Source organism: Streptomyces sp. NPDC048349 (assembly GCF_040651925.1).
In the GTDB taxonomy this organism is placed as follows: domain Bacteria; phylum Actinomycetota; class Actinomycetes; order Streptomycetales; family Streptomycetaceae; genus Streptomyces.
Genome location: NZ_JBEZLA010000010.1, coordinates 61,895 through 78,142 on the forward strand (window position 1 = coordinate 61,895; position 16,248 = coordinate 78,142).

Genomic DNA, 16,248 nt, shown 5'->3' on the forward strand with positions numbered 1-16,248 from the left:
GCCGGGCCGCCACGACCAGACGGGCCGACTGTGGCCCGCAGGGCAAGGCGCGGTCGGGAGGGCAAGGCTCCCTGACGTGTCGTCCGGTACCACGAAGAACTCACGACGATCTCCGCTACCCACTACCCGCTACCCGCTACCCCCGCTACCCGCGGCCGCCGAGACGCAGGGCGTCTCGCATCTCGCTCAGCTTCGCGGCCGCCGAGGGGGTCCACTCCTGCGCCTGTTCGGCGAGCCGGATGGCATCCTCGATCTCGCTGAGCTTCGCGGAGGGCAGGACGCCTGCCGGCTCGATCAGGTCGTCCCGGGACACGGTGGTCAGCCACGTGCAGGGGGTAAGGCCCGGCCGCGGGAACGCGAACCGCAGCACACCGTCAAAGGGCAGTCCCTCCACGGTGCCCACGGCCACTTCGACGCCCAGACCGCTGACGTCGACACCCGCCGGGGCGACGACCTGCACCACCCGGATCCCGGACGGGCCGTCTCCCGACAGGAGCACGGCCAGCCTCCGCTCGTCGAACTCGACCCACCAGACCTCGCCACGTTGCACAAGTCCTCCTGATACGGGACAGAGGGTGGACGCACGCATCCTGCGTCCGAGTATCGGTCATTCCCGGCCTCGCGGGACCACCGGCAGGGGCGGAGTCAGCCCAGGGCGAGCCAGCGGATGCCGAGCTGTTCGACCTGTGCGGCCTCCGCTTCGTTCAGCGGCTCTCGGCCGGTGGCCTTGCGCAGGAAGTGGGGACGGCTCCACTCCAGTTCACGGGCCGCCGCGGTGTGCTCCGGGCCGAGGAGCAGCTCCGTCACGGCGTCACCGGCGGCCGGGGTGAGCCAGGCTTCTCGTCCGAGTGCGTCGGCCAGGTCCAGGCCGTGCACGGCGACTTCCACGACGCGGGTGAGGAGGAACTCCGACAGGAGCATGGCGTCGCCATGGCGTGTCCACACGGTCCGACCGGCCGGCTGGACCCGGCACAGCCGGTCGACCCGCCGCCACGTCGCGGCGAAGTCCTCGGCGAAGGCAGCGCCGTCGGCCGGCCCCGCCGCACGGTCCTGGGCCAAGGTGATCCGCTTGCCGTTGGTCTGCGGTGAGAAGCGGTCGTCCGGGCGGTAGTACTCCACCGCGGAGGTCTCCGCCTCGCCGGGCGCCGGCGCGTCCAGCATGACCGGAAGCCAGTCGATCACCACGCATACGTGCCCCAGCAGGTCGCGTACGGTCCAGGGAGTGCAGCGCGTCGGAAGGTTCCACTCGGCCTCGGAGAGTCCGGCCACGGCGTCGCCGAGGGCCCCGCATTCCAGCTGAAACGCTTCGAGCACCTTGTCGTGATCCATGCTGCGTCGCCTTCCGTCCGTTCGTCGTCCCGCGCTCATTTCGCCGTCCCGCCGGTCCGCTCCGCACGGCCACGACGGGCAACGTCTTGCTTGCTTCTTCCTCTGCCGACACGCGCTCTGGTGGGGTGCAGGTTGCGTCCACCCGGAGAAAGATCGTCAAGACGGTCCTTGGAGTCAGCGGTGTGAGCTGCTACCCGGGATCGGCAGCCTCTGCCGGCGGCCGGCCCAGCCCTGAATCAGTGGGCGAGCTCACGGGCGCCCGTCGTCCAGGCAACCCGGTGCCCTATACCCCGTTTGCGCGTTCGGTTAGGGTTACCTTGCCTGGCATGTGGTCGTGCAGGGTTCGGGGCTTCCGTGCCGCAGGTGGCAACCCAAGCGGGACGGGCAGAGGAGAGGCGCAAGTGAGAGACGGTGACCGGGGCTCGTGCGCATCGTGCGCCCACTGGGGCGGGACGCCCATGCGGGTGAGGGGCGTCCCGGGTTCCTGCCCTGGGATCGGGACGAGGCGTCGTGGATAAGATCGCGCTGACGGCCGGAGCCCTGTATGTCATCGTCCTGCTCCGAGCCGGAGGGACGTTCGCCGTCGGGTGGCTCGCCGGCGCCGGTGCCCGGCGCAGCAGGTTCGCCGAGCGGATCTCGTCGACGAAGTTCCGGCACGCCGAGCGGGCGATCCAGCGGTGGGGCGCCCCGGTGGTGGCCGTCTCCTTCTTGACGGTCGGTTTCCAGACCGCCGCCAACTTCCTCGCGGGCAGCATGCGCATGCCGTTGCGGCGCTACCTCCCTGCCTTGCTCGTGGGCGGAGCGGCCTGGGCGCTGATCTACGCGACCGCGGGCCTCGGGGTGCTCGAAGTGCTGGGAAGGCTCTTCGCCGAGCAGACGGCCCTCGGGGTGTCCGCGGTGGCGGTCCTGCTCCTCGCGGTGTGCGGGGTGGTGATGTACCGCAGAAGAAGGGCGGCCCAGTCCTGCGGTGAGGCCGTGGCCGAGGAATCGTGAGTCCCGCCGGCCGCTCGCCGCGTCCACGGAGACCGACCGGCTGAGGGAACTGGCCTCCGAGGACGGGCTCACCGGGTTCATGCCGCTCCGACCGCCCGACCCGGGAGTCCTCCCGGCTGGGGTCCGGAGCCCGTACGATCCGCATCTCGGCTCAAGCGGCTTCCCCGAGAATGGAGTTCGCGGGAGAAGGCTTGAACCCCTTGGTGATCAGCCTGAACGCGAGCGACACCTCCCAGGCGAACACGGGGAGTGCGGCGAGCGAGCCCGCCACGGAAACCTGCTCGTACAGGCCGAACATCACGGCCGTCGCCGAAACGCAGATCAACGAGCCCCCGACCAGGCCCAGTACGGCGATGTACCGCGGTACGAGGTCCGAGCGGTACATCAACCCCGCCAGGACGAGCGTGTTCGCGCCCAGGATGAAGTTCGGCCCGAGGAGGAAGGTCCATTCGTGGATCGCGACCAGGGCATCGCCGGCCGTGACGAGGGACGCCGCGTCACCGCCCGCACCATGAGAAGTGTCCGCGAAGCTCCTCCGCAAGGTCACCACCGACAGGAGGCTGACAGCGCCGACGAGGATGACGGCCGCTTCGAGGAGGCGGGCGCAGACGTAGCCCAGTGCGGCCCCTTCATTCCGCTTCTTGACGACCGGAAACAGGGTGACCCCGGTGCCGATGACGGCCGTCGCCAGGACGAGCTCGCACAACGCCCCCAGGAACACCCGGGTGTCGGCGCCGGAGCCGGCCACGTAGTCCCCGCCCTCGAGAACGGGGCCGTACAGCGCGAGCCCGGCGATCGCGCTGACTTCCGTCAACAGGAAGAACGCACCCGCGACGACGGCGATTTTTCTAGCTGAGTCCATCGGGACCCTCCCCATGTGCTGGTGTACGGCGTACACCGCTCGCCACCTTAGGTGTACGTCGTACACTCGTCAAGGCTGGATGCGGTCCACGGCTGATCACGGGGAGTTGAAGCGAAATGGCGGAAAAGACGGACACGGGACGCCGGGCCCCTCTCAGCAGGGATCGGGTGCTGGCTGCCGCCGTCGCGCTCGCCGACGACATCGGGATCGAAGCGCTCAGCATGCGCAAGCTCGCGCAGGAGCTGGGTGTGGTGCCTATGGCGCTGTACAAGCACGTCGCCAACAAGGAGCAACTCCTCAACGGCATGGTGGACGTCGTCGTCGGCGGGATCGACCCTCCGGCTCCCGGCGCGGACTGGAAGAGCGCGGTCCGGCAGCGGATCCTCTCGGCGCGGCGCGCCCTCCTTGCGCACTCCTGGGCCGCCCAGGTGATCCAATCGCGGACCAGCCCCACGCCGGTCGTGCTCGCCTACATGGACTCGGTGATCGGGATGTTCCGCACCGGCGGCTTCTCGGTCGATCTGACGCATCACGTGATGCACGCCCTGGGCAGCCGCATGCTGGGTTTCGCCCAGGAACTCTTCGACGCCACGCCGGGCCCCGCCCCGGACGCCAGCACGACCACGCCCCCCGAGGCCACGGGTCTCTACCCCTACGTGACGGAGCTGGCCGCGGCGGTGGCCCACGAAGGGGACTCCGTCGTCGGCGGAGGCTGTGACGACCAGTTCGAGTTCGAGTTCGCCCTGGACCTCCTCCTGGACGGCTTCGAACGGCTCCGGCGGCAAGGCTGGACCTCGGGCAGGTGATGCGGTCTGCCGCCGTCCCGGACCGCCGGCGCGCGGCACCCGCCGGTTTGGCGCTGGGTCCGCAGGCGGCGCATCTCCGCGGCCCATGCGCCACCGGACGCCCCGCGGGACGCGTCCGACCCACGGTCCCCCACCCCGTCAGGCGCCTTGACCCCCGAGCCGCATGGCGACAGCCGGCTCTTGACCTCAAGTGTGGTTCAGATTGGAGGGTTACCCGTACGCACCGTCGCCGGCCGGGGGCGGCGCGGCCCCTCACACATTGGAGAAGCCCCATGTCGAGCAGTACCGTTCACAACTCCGGCCCCGCTGGGCCTGACGCATTCCCGCTCCACCGCCTCGGCCTCACCTGGTGGAAGGCACTGGTCATCGGGGCGGTCGGCGCGGTCGTCGTCAACCTGCTCATCCTCGCCATCGCCAAGCTGGGCGATGCCTCGCTCGTCGTCGTCGACGGTGGCGAAGAGCATCCGATCGCGGTCGGGGGCGTCATCGGCGCCTCAGTCGTTCCCTTGGTCGTCGGGACGGGTGCTGCCCTGTTGCTGTCCTTGTGGAGACTGGCCTTCCTGCGGATCGCGCAGTACGTGGGTGGAGGCCTCGCCCTGTTGTCGGTCGCCGGCCCTCTGTCATCCGACGCCGATGGCGGGACCGTTGCCGCCCTGGCCTTGATGCACATCACCCTCGGGGTGATGGTGGTCGCCACCCTGGAGCTGAACCGCCGCCACCGTCTGGCGCGCCCCTCCACGCGCTGACCACCCCGCCGGGACTCACGTCGACAGGTACGCGCGGCTCGCCGGCGCATGGTCCAACGGCGCTGTTTGCAGTTCCGCAGGTGTAGGCCCGCTGCCGACCCGGCGCGCTGGCCGGTGACTCCGGGCCTCACGGATTGGCGCTGGTGGCGTACCGCCTGCGGCTGCGGCGCGTGGCGCAGACCGTGGCGATGGTCCAAGCCGTCACCCACACGGCTCCGACAAGCAATGCCGCGAGCGCGGTGGGCATGTGGGGAGGGGCGTCACCCAGGCTCGGTGCCAGGCCCGCCGCGCGGGCGCCGAAGCCGAGAACGCCCGCTCCCACCATCGCGATGCCCGCCCAGGAGACGACGAGCACCGGCCAGCGGACCAGCGGGGTCCCCGGCAGGCGGACGAGGAACAGCGCAACGACGGCCATCAGCAGGCCGAGGGCTGCGTTGGCCAGTTGGGCGGTCTCGACGTTGGCAACGGCGGCGTACGCCTCCGGCGGTGCGGGGAAGCCCGGCATGCCCAACTCGCCCTGCCTCGCCAGGTGCACCTTGCTGACGGTATAGGCGAGGGCGCCGAGGCAGGCGGTGAGGGCTGCGGCGAGGTGCTTCTTGGGGGATCGGGATCGGGGCATGGGTTCATCCTGCGGTGAGCATCGGCCGGGCCGCGTCCTCCGTTCCGACCGGCTTCCTCCCCCGTCCGGGGGAGGAAGCCCGGCTCTGCTTCATCCGGCCGCCGGCGGCGGGGTCAAGAGTGGTCGCCGGTGGGGAGCAGGCCGGGGGGGGGAGGACGGGGGGATCCCGGTGACGCGGTTGCGAGACACGTTGCGGAACCTGCCGTATCGATGAATGCGCCGCTCAGGCCATCGTTCCGGACCGGGAGAGTGCCGGGTGGCCGAGCAGACTCGCCCAGCCGCTCTTCTCGGTCACCTCGCAGGCGGTGGCTCTGCCCGCTTTGACCTGCTGGGGTGAAGCCCGCCCCTATCCCAGAGCGGCGTTCTCGTTGTCGAGCCGGTCCAGCAGCAGTTCCCGGTGCAGAGCGGCGACCGGTTCGAGCAGGTCGGGGTGCCGCAGCAAGGGCGCGGCCGCGTGTTCGTGATCGCCGGGGCGGGTGAGACGGGTGACCTCGCCAGCCTGGCCGCCATCGACGAGGCGGTGGGCGTCCAGGGCGAGGGAGGGCGCCGCGAGGAAGCAGGCGGCCCAGCTGACGAGGGTCTCGTCCACCCAGGTCCGCCAGCCGGCGTCGGCGTCGCCGCCGTGATCGGCGCCGGTCATCCAGTCCAGCCGGGCGCTTCCGCCCGGGCCGAGGAGGTGCAGGAGCTGAGCGTCGAGCGGTGTCGGGTACCGCAGGGCGGCGGCAAGGGTGACGGCCTGGCGGGCCTGGGCCTCGGCCAGGGCCTGGCCGAACGCTCCCGGGGCGGGTGGGAAGGCGGTCAGTAGCCAGCGGGCGCCGGCGGCTATGACGGGTGCGAGATCGGCGGACACGGCGGCTTCCTCTGGAGCGTGCTCGCCCTGGCCCGTGCCGGGTCCGCGAGCTGCGGCGCGAAGCTGCGCCGCTCCGCTCGTGGACGCTCAGGGTAGCCGGAAGCGACGGGTGTGCGGCATGACGCACGTCACCGTTCGCCCGGGGGCGGGGGTCAGGACGTGCCGCGGCCGGTCAGGAAGGCGTGCCCGCTCCACCAGGCCGGCGCCCGTCGCGAGGAGCTTGATCACTCACCGTGCTATGTCACGGCGTAGTCGCCCGGGCACTGCCTGCACCGCTTCCACAGGCCGGCAAACCCTGCACTCGATGGCACGCTACTGGCAGCGTCCGAAGGTCACGACGTAGGTCCCGGCCTGGCTCGCGCCGGCCCCGGCCGGGTCCGCCGCACCCGGCTGGGCCCAGGCGCCGATCTCTCGCATCGACGGGTTGAGGATGATCTGGCGGTGGCCCCACGTGCTGACGTTCATCCACCAGTTGACCGCGGCCTTCGGGGTCCCCGAGCCGCCCCAGCCGGTGTACGTGATCTCGGCGACGGCCCATGAGGTGGGGTTCGGGCAGTAGCCCGCGGCCTTGATCCGGCTTTGCGGTGTCGAACCGGTCTGCGGGTTGGTGTGCGAATCCTTCCCCGGTCCCCACCACTTCAGCTGCACGGCGGCAGCGGAGTGCTGCTGCGCCGCAGTTGTCAGGGCCTGGTTCGTGGTGAGGGCAGACAGCCCCCTCTGCGTGCGCTCGGCGTTGATGAGGCAGATCAGCGCGTTCCGCACCGCGCCGTCGTTGCTGCTGCTCGGGGCTCGGGCAGCAGCCGCAAGGTCGCACGCGACGGCCGTCGCCGGTGGTGCCGAGACCGGTACCAGCGCGGCCGACAGGACACCGGCCACAGCGAGACTCCGTGCGGTTTTGGTGAGCGAAGCGTGCCTGCTCAAGGAGGTCCACCTCCCGCGAACACGAAAACAGTGTTTCCGGCGGTGAAGGGGCGCCACGTCGCGCAAGTGGCGGCACGTGGCACGGCCCGCCGCTACGACATCTCCTCCAGGCTGCCACCCGACGCGTCGGCCCGCCATCCGGCCCCACTGGAGGCCGGACAGACCGCGCGGCAGGCCTCATGGCCTCGCGTTCAGTTCCGCGACGATCGAGGCGGGGGTGTGGCCGCTGCCGTCCGACAGACGGTGGAAGTCGACGGAGACGTAGTTCGGGTCGCGACCCCCGGCGGCGGTCCGGCACTGATCGGCAATGCGACCGCGCAGTTTGGCGCCGTTGTCCAGGGCGGCCGTGAGGACAGTGGGTACGTTGCGGTGGTGGCTCATCGTGAACAACCGCCGGAAGCCCGCCTCTTGGCGGTCCAACGGCACGTCGGGCCAGCGTGAGACGCACGCGAGGTCGTTGCCCAGGTCGCCGAGGCTCCAGTAGTTGCTCACCGTCCAGGATCTGTCGTACATCACGCCCAGGTGCTCACGGTCGGACCGGTCGGAGAAGACGAGCAGGCGCTTCCCGGCGGTGACGAGGTCGGCCACCTTCGGCCACCCGTGCTGCCGTACGCCCCACTCGTCTGGCCGGAACAGCATCTCGTTCAGCCCCCCGACCCTGCCGAGGGAGTTCCTCAGCTGCTCCGCGCTGACGTAGTCCTCCAGGAAGACGGTGACGACCTCCTGGGGATGGGCGACGAGGAAGTCCACCACGGTCTGCATGGTGCCGTGGAAGGACTGCCTCGGCAGGGCGTACGTTGCGCCGGCGAAGGTCTTGCAGTCGCCGTGGCACAGGTACACGTCACTGGGGTAGCAGTCGCTGCCGAAGCTGATCACGCAGAGCCAGGTACTGCGCTCGTACCAGTGCGTGTCCAGGCTCAGGCCGCGGACGCCGTTGTCGAGCTGGGCCCGTACGGACTCGGCCTGGTTGACCGAACTCCAGCGGGAGTCCTCGTAGTTGGTGAAGGCGTTGTGGGTGGTCAGGAAGGCGGCCTCGTCGAGGCGGCGGTCGCCCCAGCGCGCGGCAGCGGCAGCGGCAGTGGCAGCAGCGGCGCGCGTGTCGGTACGTGGCGTCGCGGAGGCGGCGGCGGTGGTGCCCGGCGCGCCCAGGAGGACCAGGAGGAGGAGGCAGACGAGGGAGAGCAGGCGGGGTGGACGCGCATGGCGCGTCATGCTCATGCCAATCATGGGGGGAGGGTAGCGCGGGAGTCGGCAATAGGCTCCCCCGTGGACGCGCAAATCCGGGGTCCCGGCCCCATCAGCGGCGGGCGGGGCTACGGAGGTCGTACGCCCACGCGCAGCAGCGTCGCGACCTGGGTGCCACGGCAGTGCCGGCGGCGGCCGCGGCCTGCACCCCAGCCGGGCAGACCGGCAGGGGCACGGGGCAGGCGGGGCTACTGCTCGCTGGTCGGGTTCTCTGCCATGTGGAGTGCTTGGCCGGCGATGGTAAGGGCTTCTTGGTCCTGGCCTGCCGCTTTTGCCGTCTCGGCCTGGCTGAGGGCGATGCGGAGCAGCTCGACGACGTGCTTGGGCAGAGTATTCGACGCCACTACGTCCGCCAGCTTCCGGATGGTGTCGCCGGCCAGGTCCTCGGGCATGCAGCCGTCTCCTCCGTCGTCGATCTTCGACCGTCGATATCGATCAAGACCATGGGACGCTATCAGCCCCCGACGGCCCCAGCGCGGACCGGAGTCGGCGCGGCGCACGTGGATGAATGGTGCAGATCACCGTCAGTTCAGCGGCGGGCGCGTCCACCCCATCCCCGCCCAGCGCCCAGGGCCGTCAAACCGTTCAGCCAGCGCCCCCGCCCCCTGGCCGCCGCCCCCCGCCCGCGCCCGCGACCCGCGTGAGCCAGTCGACGAGGACGGCGCGCAGGAGTTCCGGTTGCTCGTGTGGCAGGGCGTGTCCGGCGTCGTCGAACACGGCGAGCGAGGTGTGCGGGTAGTGGTCGACGAGGTCGATGGCGGCGGCATAGCCGACCGTCGAGTCCAGCCGCCCCGCCACGACCGCAGCCGGACCCGCGTAAGGCGCCGCGTGGTCGGGGGCGAGTGCCCACTGGGCGCCGATCCGCTCGAGTGCCGCCGGGTCGACGAGCGCGGCGGCCGGGGCGACGTACCGTTCGTACCGGTCGAGCATCTCGGGGGTCTGGATCACGAAGTAGCCACGGAAGACGTCGTCACCGACCTCACCCTCACCCTCACCCGGTCCGACGACGACGTGGTGCTCCGGGATGTTGCGCAGCCCCGGCAGCAGCGGGCACACGAGCGCCAGACCGGCGACCTGCGCCGGACGTCTCGCGGCCATCGCCTGCGCGTAGTACGCGCCCGCCGAGTGGCCGATGAGGAGGTACGCGGCCCCGCCCGCGACCCCGTCGGCGAAGTCGAGCAGCGTGCCGAGGACGTCTTCGGCGCTGCGCAGGGTCACAGGAGCGGGCGTCCGTCCCATTCCAGGGAGGTCGGGATAGATCCGCCGCATCCCCGCGACGCCGTCGAAGACCGGCTCGAAGCAAGCCTCGGCCTCGCGGTGGTCGACGCCGGCGCCGTGGAGTACCAGCACCGGTCGACCGGTCCCGTGCTCCACGTAGTGGACCCGTATCCGGCCCACATGGATCTCCATTCCCGCGGGCTAACCGCGCGGGGTCGTCAGCGAGGGCTTGACTCTGAACCGGCGGGCACCTGTAACGGGGATGCCGAAACCGTCGGGCTCCGCGGTCGGCACGTACCGGCCGGCGGCGCCGTCGTCGAGCGGGGACTCCACGGCCCGCTGCCGCCGAAGCCACCAGGTGCGCAGGGCGGTGTACAGGCCGGCGGTGATCACGCTTGCGGCGCACCAGGCGCCCAGGACCACGGCGATCGTGGGGACGACGGCCATCAGGACTCCTCGAGTGTGAGACGGCGGAGGCGTGCGGCGGGGACTGGGGGAGAGGCGGAGTGGGCTGCCGCTGTCTGAGAGGAACGGGTGGCGGGGCGGCCTTGGTGCGGCCGGGCCCGGCAGGAGGCGGCGAACTCCCGGCGGGTGGCCGAGTGCCGTAACGAACCGGGCGGGGTGGTACTCACCGTGACCGACACGTACCCCGAGGACGTGGACTTCACGCTGACCGCGTCCGACGGATCCAGGGAGTCCGTCCGCGATCGACCCTGCCCCACGCGAGCCGCGGCAGCCCCAGCCACCGACCCGACCTGGCGTCCATGAAGCCGCCCGAGGATACTGGCGCCATGCCGACGAGGCCGCCCGCCGTGGAGCCGGACCCCATAACGGCCGATCCGCCGCACGCCGCGGACCGCCCGCTGCTCACCCAGTCCTGGCTCGACCTGGCCTTCCTGCACTGGGCCGCCGACCCCGCCGACATCGCTCCGCTGCTCCCGCCCAACACCGTCCCGGACACCCTCGACGGGGTGACGTACGTGGGTCTCGTCGCCTTCCGGATGCACCGCGTCGGATGGTTCCGCCTCCCCGGTATCCCTTACCTCGGGACCTTCCCGGAGACGAACGTGCGCCTGTACTCCGTGGACGCCCACGGACGGCGCGGGGTGGTCTTCCGCTCGCTCGACGCCTCCCGCCTGATCCCCGTGGCCGTCGCGCGGTCCGCTTTCCGCCTGCCGTACGTCTGGTCGCGCATGTCCGTCCGCCACGACGGCGGCACCGTGACGTACACCAGCTCCCGGCGCTGGCCCGGACCGCGGGGCGCGCACAGCAGGATCGCGGTGCGGATCGGGGAGCCCATCGAGGAGCCCACCGGCCTCGAACACTTCCTCACCGCCCGCTGGGGCATGCACAGCGCCTTCTTCGGCCGGCCGCTCTACCTGCCGAACGCCCACCCGCGGTGGCCACTGCACCGCGCCGAACTCCTGGACTGCGACGAGAACCTGGTCGCCGCGGCGGGCCTGCCCGCACCGGCCGAGCCCCCCGTGAGCGTGCTGTACTCGCCGGGCGTCCCGGTGCGGTTCGGGCGCCCGCCGCGCCGGCCCGCGGGCATCCCCACACCGTGATCAGGGCCGCCATGGCGGCGGACGGCGTCGACGCCGGGGTCAGGGCGACGCGTCGGCGGGCCCTCGGGGCGCCGACGCGTCGATGCGCCGCGGTGTGGATCAGGTGTGCCGCTCACTGATGTTGACCATCCATGTGACGCCGAACTTGTCCGTGCACATGCCGAACACGTCGCCCCACATCTGCTGTTCCAGGGGGACGGAAACGGTGGCGTCGGCGGACAGCTTGTTCCAGTAGCCGCGCAGTTCGTCCGCGTCGTCGCCGCTCAGGCTCACCGCGATGTTGTTGCCGGGTCGGTGCTCCATCCCGGGCGGATTGTCGGCGCCCATCAAGGTGAGTCCGCCGGGGGTCTCGAGCAGGCCGTGCATGATCTTGTCGGCGTACCCGGGCGGCGCCTCGGCGCCGAAGCCGCCGTAGGTGTGGACGGCCAGGTTGCCGCCGAGGACTTCCTTGTAGAACTCCATGGCTTGCTTGGCATCACCGGAGAAGCTGATGTACGGGTTGAGTCGTGTGGCCACAAAACGCTCCTTTCGTGACGAATGGTCAGCGCGGGCAGCCTACGTGTGTCAGGGGTGAAGTCAGTCGAGCTTCAGGCCGTGGTCACTCGCCTGGACGGGTACGGCCGCTGCCTTTTGATCTTGTCGGCGGGAAACCGTTCTGTGAGCGCCGTACGGATGCGAAGGTGAGGGAGTTCGCATCCACCCAAGGGAAGAGGTCCTGAGGCATGGCCGTGATCCACCAGACCGCCCTCGCGCCGACCAAGCTGGAACTGCTCACCACCTGGCTGCCTTCACGCCCGTGGTACCGGGGGGACGCGGCAGGGCCGGCGTTGGCCAAGGCAGGCGGGTTCCGGCTGGACGACCCGCAGGGCGAGGTCGGGATCGAGTTCATGGTGGTCACCGACGCCTCGGGCGACGACCTGGTCACCTACCTGGTACCCCTCACGTATCGCGGTGCCCCGCTCGACGGGGCGGAGCACGCGCTCGTCGGCACCATGGAGCACGGGGTGCTGGGGCGACGCTGGGCCTACGACGGCTGCCACGACCCCGTGTCGGTCGCGCAGTTGCTGGCCCTGATCGAGGGGCGGGTGCAGGCCCAGGACCAGAACATCAGCGACGTTCCCGCCCTCGACGTCATCGGCGAGCACACCGGTGAAGGACCCCTCTCCCCGGACTTCACCGGCACCGGCACTGCCACCAGCACTGGAACCGGCACCGCCACCGATGATCGAGAAGGCACCGAGTTGACTGCGCCGCGCGGCGCGGTCCTCCGCTTGCACCGGGTGTTGCGGCCCGCCGCGGACGACCAGGTTCTCCCTCCGGCGGGAGCGATCGGTCATGTCAGCGGTTCCTGGAGCCTGCCGGACGGGACCCGCGTCCGGGGGACGTTCGCCGTCCTGCACGCCGGCACTTGACCGCGCGCAGCGGCCCTCACGTGGTCGGCGAGGGCCGCTGGTGAACGGACCGACCCGCGGGTCGGGGACCGGCCGTCAGCGCATTGCGGCCTCGCCGGCGCGGACGGCGTGCATGACGCGCTCGACCCTCTCCTGCTTCTCGCCGACCGGAGCCGCGTAGTCGATCACGCTGCGCGCGGTGTCCTCCCCGAGCGTTCGGGTGATCACCCACGCGGCGAGGTATTCCGAGGCGAGGCAGCCGCCCGCCGTGGCGATGTTCCCCTCGGCGTGGAAGGGGGCGTCCAGCACGGTGACGTCGCAGGCTTCGACGTAGGGCCGGCTCGTCATGTCCGTGCACGCCGGCATGCCACCCAGCAACCCGAGCCGCGCCAGAACCAGCGCGCCGGAGCACTGCGAACCGATCAGCTGCCGTGAAGGGTCGAGCGGCAGCATGGAGAGCATCCGGCTGTCGGCGACCACATCGCGCGTCTTCACCCCGCTCCCGATCAGTACGACGTCGGCCTCGGTCACGAACTCCATCGGGCGCTGCCCGGTCACCTCGAGGCCGTTCATCGACGTGACCACTGGCGTCGGCGTGGTGATGAAGGCCTCCAGGCCGTCCCTCCGGCACCGGTTGATCAGCGCGGAGGCGATGAAACTGTCGAGTTCGTTGAACCCGTCGAAGGTGACTACCGCTACCTGCATCACAACTCCCCGTCCTCGGTGTCGGATGCCGAGTCTCTCAGGCGAACGGTGCCCGGCGCGCAGGCCAATTGGCGCCCGGTGGCATGCCCTCTGCCCCGGGGGTCCGACTCCCGAGACCGAGTACCGGACTGGTCGCCCCATCGCTCAGGCACGGGACGGGACCCGGCTGCATCGTGCTGATACCTGGAAAGCCGTAGCCCGGCCTGTGGTGGTGGTGTCCACCACCAGGCCGGGCTACGCGAGGTACTGCACGTCGATCCGTCGGGAGGAGCCGGTCGCCTTACGGCAGCGGGTAGCCGCCGACGCCCGCGTACACGGAGTCGCCCACCGCCCGTTCCTGTTCGGTGCCGTCCGAGGGGTGGTTGACGACCGCGTTCTGCCACACCAGCGTGGTGGAGCCGCCGCCGTCCATGTTCAGGGCGTCCACCGCTCCGAGGTCCTTCAGGAGGGTGGCCAGCTCCAGTCGGGTGGCGCCCTTGCTGATGGAGGTGTGCCTGCCGTCGACGGTCACCAGGAGGGTACGGCCGTACCCGTCGGTGGCGACCGCCGTGCGGGGGGCCGCGTCGGGAACGATCGGGGAGCCGTCGGCGTTCGTCGGCTGTACGTAGGTGATCTGGCCGTCACGCATCAGCAGGTCACCACCGGCGGTGACGTACATCGACGGGTCGAGAGCCACGGTGTCACCGAAGCGGGTATCGGTCACGGTCTCGGGGAGCTCCAGCTCGGTGCCGACGGGCGCGTTGCTGCGCAGCCAGCTCGCACCCTCGCCGATGCCCTGCAGGATCCGGCCAGCGGAGGGCACCGTACGCCCGCCCCTGTTGCCGTTCTGGCAGGTGGAGGCGGTGACGGGGGCCGAGTCGTAGCAGGCGGTGACCTTGCGGTTGGCGTCGAGTACGACCTCGATGCCCTCGTCCGTACTGATCACGCCCTCGCCGCTCGGGGCGTCGGGGTCGTTGGAGGTGGCGACGAAGGCCGTGGTCGGCGTGGCTGAGCCGTACTCCGGTGTGAAGGAGACGATCTCGGAGGTGTCCCAGCAGACGCCGTCGCCGTCGATGGTCTCGCCCGAATCGCGGCCCTCGCAGTGGGCGATGCGTCCGGGCAGCCGGTTGATGCCGTCCAGTTGCCGCGCCGCCACGGCGGAGTTCTTCGGCTTGACCGTCAGGGTCGTGCTCAGCTCGGTGATGTAGGCCCGGCCGTGCTGGAGTACGAGCGCGGAGCCGACGGGCTTGCTGCCCTTGCCCTTGACGGCCTCGCTGACGAGCTTGCCGCCGCGCACCAGGATGCCGCTCACGTCACCGTCGTGCGTGTTGTCCGCCGGGTTCTTGACGTTTCCGTCGAAGAAGGATCCGTTGATCCCGACCCGGGGCCGGCGCACCGTGTTGACGGACACGGCCTGCAGCATCGAGGAGCTGGTCTGGGAGGTGGACAGTCCGTTGCCGAAGGTGCCCTTGAGGTTCAGGGGCGCCTTGTCCGGATCGATCACCACGACGTTCACGTTCCACGGTCCGGCGCCACCGCCCGAGTACGTGGTGCGGGTGACGCCCGGCACGGTTGCGTCGACCGTCTTCGTGGAGCCGGACTCCAGCAGTGCCAGGGTCAGACCCGTCTCTGCGGCGGCCACGGTCGGTACGGAGACGGGGACGGCCAGGACCGAGCCGGCCATGACGAGCGCCAGGGCGCCCTTCATGACGGTGAGCTTCCCGGCGGTGCGCTGCGCGCTGCTGTTCACGGTGGATTCCTCGGTTGTCAGCACTGGCTCGTCCCCACGACCAGCTTGTGGGAGGTGATACCGCCGGCGTACGGCTGGGGGATGACCGTGCTGTCCGTCCGGAGCACCACGTACTTCCCGTAGGACTTCCCGCCGTCGCTCCACGAGCCCGTGAAATCGGGGTCCGCGTAGAAGCAGGCGTGCTTGTCGGTGTAGTTGGCGACCGAGAGCACCCGGTCGTCCCACGTCACCTCGTACCGGGAGACGTCGCTCTGGGTCGCGGTCATCGCACCGCGACCGCCGGGCTCGGTGAACAGGCAGAGGTAGCCGGTCTCACAGCGCTCGAAGCCGGTGAAGCAGCCCGCCTTGGACTTGGCCAGTTTGTGGGAGGTGATCTGGTCGTTGAGGTTCGTGCTCGTGTCGGCCAGGTTCCCGCGGTAGCCGGGGCGCAGTGCCTGCAGGGTGCCGCCGTAGTAGCCGTGCCGGTAGACGCATGACCAGTACGGGGAGTTGTTGTGCACCGAGGTGACCTTGTCGTCCCAGTCGGCGGAGTAGAGCTGTACCGGAGCCTCCGGGCCGAAGGACTGCGTTGCTCCCTGGCCGTCCGCGTCGCTGTAGACGCAGAAGCGGCCGGAGTCGCAGCCCTGCCATTCGGCCGCGCTGGCCCGCGAGACGGCCAGCGAGGAAAGCGCGAGCGTCACGAGCGAGATGGCCGTGATCACCCACGTCAGAGAGCGTTTCACCGAGAGGACCCCAAAGAGAATAGATTATGAGTTCGATTGCACAGGTGGCGGCGTGATCATACCGATGCGTCGCGAGCCCGACGCCGCGGGTCCCGTGCATCTGCCACGGACCGGACTGCCGGGCAGTGCGGCTGCCCGGACGGGCGCGGCTGCCCGGACGAGCGCGGCCGACCGGACGAGCGCGGCCGACCGGGCGAGCGCGGGCGACCGGGCCGGGCCGGCTTTTGGGCCCCACCCAGCGGCCCGGACGGGGGAGGAGTCGATCACCGCCCGCGACCCCTCCTGCTTCCTCGCGACCGGCAGCAGCCTTCAGAACAGCTCGACGCGCTTTTCCGCCCGGCCGCCCCCATGCGGCCGGGGCCGGCCTTCTCCAGCTTCCGGCCGGACACCCAGGCGTCAGCGCTGTTCAGCACACCCGTGGCGCCCTGGCCGCCGTCGCCGCCGTCGCCGCGGTCAACGTCCGCCCACGCAAAACGCTCGGCTGGGAAACCCCAGCCGAGCGCCTGCACAAACTGCTCGCGGCCTGATCAAAAGGCCGCGACCAGGT

General features: G+C 70.7%; 19 protein-coding genes. 5 read left to right on the forward strand and 14 right to left on the reverse strand.

Going from position 1 to position 16,248, the window contains the following annotated elements; genetic code table 11:
* Positions 1–145: 145 nt before the first annotated feature.
* Positions 146–550: a type II toxin-antitoxin system PemK/MazF family toxin gene (locus tag AB0D44_RS08485; RefSeq protein ID WP_362586379.1), complete on the reverse strand. Its 405-nt coding sequence runs from the start codon at positions 548–550 to the stop codon at positions 146–148.
* Between the two features lie 95 nt (positions 551–645).
* Entirely contained in the window at positions 646–1,329 is a 684-nt protein-coding gene (locus tag AB0D44_RS08490) for a maleylpyruvate isomerase N-terminal domain-containing protein (protein ID WP_362586382.1), read from the reverse strand.
* Between the two features lie 510 nt (positions 1,330–1,839).
* Between AB0D44_RS08490 and AB0D44_RS08495 the strand changes: the two genes are divergently transcribed.
* Positions 1,840–2,322, forward strand: coding sequence for a VTT domain-containing protein (locus AB0D44_RS08495; protein WP_362586385.1), 483 nt, complete (start codon positions 1,840–1,842; stop codon positions 2,320–2,322).
* A 151-nt stretch (positions 2,323–2,473) separates the two neighbouring features.
* Here AB0D44_RS08495 and AB0D44_RS08500 read toward each other — a convergent pair whose 3' ends face one another.
* A complete protein-coding gene (locus AB0D44_RS08500; protein ID WP_362586388.1) occupies positions 2,474–3,184 on the reverse strand; it encodes a DUF4386 domain-containing protein in 711 nt (236 codons plus the stop codon).
* Positions 3,185–3,300: 116 nt separating this feature from the next.
* Here AB0D44_RS08500 and AB0D44_RS08505 point away from each other — a divergent pair, with 116 nt between their 5' ends.
* Both AB0D44_RS08505 and AB0D44_RS08510 read left to right on the forward strand, forming a co-directional pair.
* Positions 3,301–3,990 carry a TetR/AcrR family transcriptional regulator gene (locus AB0D44_RS08505; RefSeq protein WP_362586391.1) on the forward strand — a complete coding sequence of 230 codons (690 nt, stop codon included), beginning with the start codon at positions 3,301–3,303 and terminating at the stop codon, positions 3,988–3,990.
* Between the two features lie 272 nt (positions 3,991–4,262).
* Entirely contained in the window at positions 4,263–4,736 is a 474-nt protein-coding gene (locus tag AB0D44_RS08510) for a DUF6069 family protein (protein ID WP_362586394.1), read from the forward strand.
* 127 nt (positions 4,737–4,863) lie between these two features.
* Here AB0D44_RS08510 and AB0D44_RS08515 read toward each other — a convergent pair whose 3' ends face one another.
* The 7 genes from AB0D44_RS08515 to AB0D44_RS08545 form a co-directional block, all read right to left on the reverse strand.
* Positions 4,864–5,355 carry a hypothetical protein gene (locus tag AB0D44_RS08515; RefSeq protein WP_362586397.1) on the reverse strand — a complete coding sequence of 164 codons (492 nt, stop codon included), beginning with the start codon at positions 5,353–5,355 and terminating at the stop codon, positions 4,864–4,866.
* Positions 5,356–5,701: 346 nt separating this feature from the next.
* Positions 5,702–6,205, reverse strand: coding sequence for a hypothetical protein (locus tag AB0D44_RS08520; protein WP_362586400.1), 504 nt, complete (start codon positions 6,203–6,205; stop codon positions 5,702–5,704).
* 312 nt (positions 6,206–6,517) lie between these two features.
* Positions 6,518–7,081, reverse strand: a complete 564-nt coding sequence (locus AB0D44_RS08525; RefSeq protein ID WP_362586403.1) for a CAP domain-containing protein — start codon at positions 7,079–7,081, stop codon at positions 6,518–6,520.
* 222 nt (positions 7,082–7,303) lie between these two features.
* Positions 7,304–8,353 (reverse strand): PI-PLC domain-containing protein, encoded by a 1,050-nt coding sequence (locus AB0D44_RS08530; RefSeq protein ID WP_362586406.1) that lies wholly within the window; start codon positions 8,351–8,353, stop codon positions 7,304–7,306.
* Positions 8,354–8,559: 206 nt separating this feature from the next.
* A complete protein-coding gene (locus tag AB0D44_RS08535) occupies positions 8,560–8,763 on the reverse strand; it encodes a hypothetical protein (RefSeq protein ID WP_362586409.1) in 204 nt (67 codons plus the stop codon).
* 193 nt (positions 8,764–8,956) lie between these two features.
* Entirely contained in the window at positions 8,957–9,781 is an 825-nt protein-coding gene (locus tag AB0D44_RS08540) for an alpha/beta hydrolase (RefSeq protein WP_362586412.1), read from the reverse strand.
* A 9-nt stretch (positions 9,782–9,790) separates the two neighbouring features.
* Entirely contained in the window at positions 9,791–10,036 is a 246-nt protein-coding gene (locus tag AB0D44_RS08545; RefSeq protein ID WP_362586415.1) for a hypothetical protein, read from the reverse strand.
* 344 nt (positions 10,037–10,380) lie between these two features.
* Here AB0D44_RS08545 and AB0D44_RS08550 point away from each other — a divergent pair, with 344 nt between their 5' ends.
* Positions 10,381–11,154: a DUF2071 domain-containing protein gene (locus AB0D44_RS08550; protein WP_362586418.1), complete on the forward strand. Its 774-nt coding sequence runs from the start codon at positions 10,381–10,383 to the stop codon at positions 11,152–11,154.
* 99 nt (positions 11,155–11,253) lie between these two features.
* On the opposite strand, the gene AB0D44_RS08555 is transcribed toward AB0D44_RS08550, so the two are convergent.
* Positions 11,254–11,670: a VOC family protein gene (locus AB0D44_RS08555; protein WP_362586421.1), complete on the reverse strand. Its 417-nt coding sequence runs from the start codon at positions 11,668–11,670 to the stop codon at positions 11,254–11,256.
* Between the two features lie 206 nt (positions 11,671–11,876).
* Here AB0D44_RS08555 and AB0D44_RS08560 point away from each other — a divergent pair, with 206 nt between their 5' ends.
* The gene (locus tag AB0D44_RS08560) at positions 11,877–12,566 is read left to right on the forward strand and encodes a 1,4-alpha-glucan branching protein (RefSeq protein ID WP_362586424.1); all 690 of its coding nucleotides are present in this window, start codon (positions 11,877–11,879) and stop codon (positions 12,564–12,566) included.
* 75 nt (positions 12,567–12,641) lie between these two features.
* Here AB0D44_RS08560 and AB0D44_RS08565 read toward each other — a convergent pair whose 3' ends face one another.
* From AB0D44_RS08565 to AB0D44_RS08575, 3 genes are all read right to left on the reverse strand, one after another.
* The gene (locus AB0D44_RS08565) at positions 12,642–13,250 is read right to left on the reverse strand and encodes a DJ-1/PfpI family protein (protein WP_362586427.1); all 609 of its coding nucleotides are present in this window, start codon (positions 13,248–13,250) and stop codon (positions 12,642–12,644) included.
* A gap of 280 nt (positions 13,251–13,530) precedes the next feature.
* Positions 13,531–14,979 (reverse strand): phosphodiester glycosidase family protein, encoded by a 1,449-nt coding sequence (locus AB0D44_RS08570; protein WP_362586430.1) that lies wholly within the window; start codon positions 14,977–14,979, stop codon positions 13,531–13,533.
* 17 nt (positions 14,980–14,996) lie between these two features.
* Positions 14,997–15,701 carry a peptidase inhibitor family I36 protein gene (locus AB0D44_RS08575; RefSeq protein ID WP_362586433.1) on the reverse strand — a complete coding sequence of 235 codons (705 nt, stop codon included), beginning with the start codon at positions 15,699–15,701 and terminating at the stop codon, positions 14,997–14,999.
* Positions 15,702–16,248 lie beyond the last annotated feature (547 nt).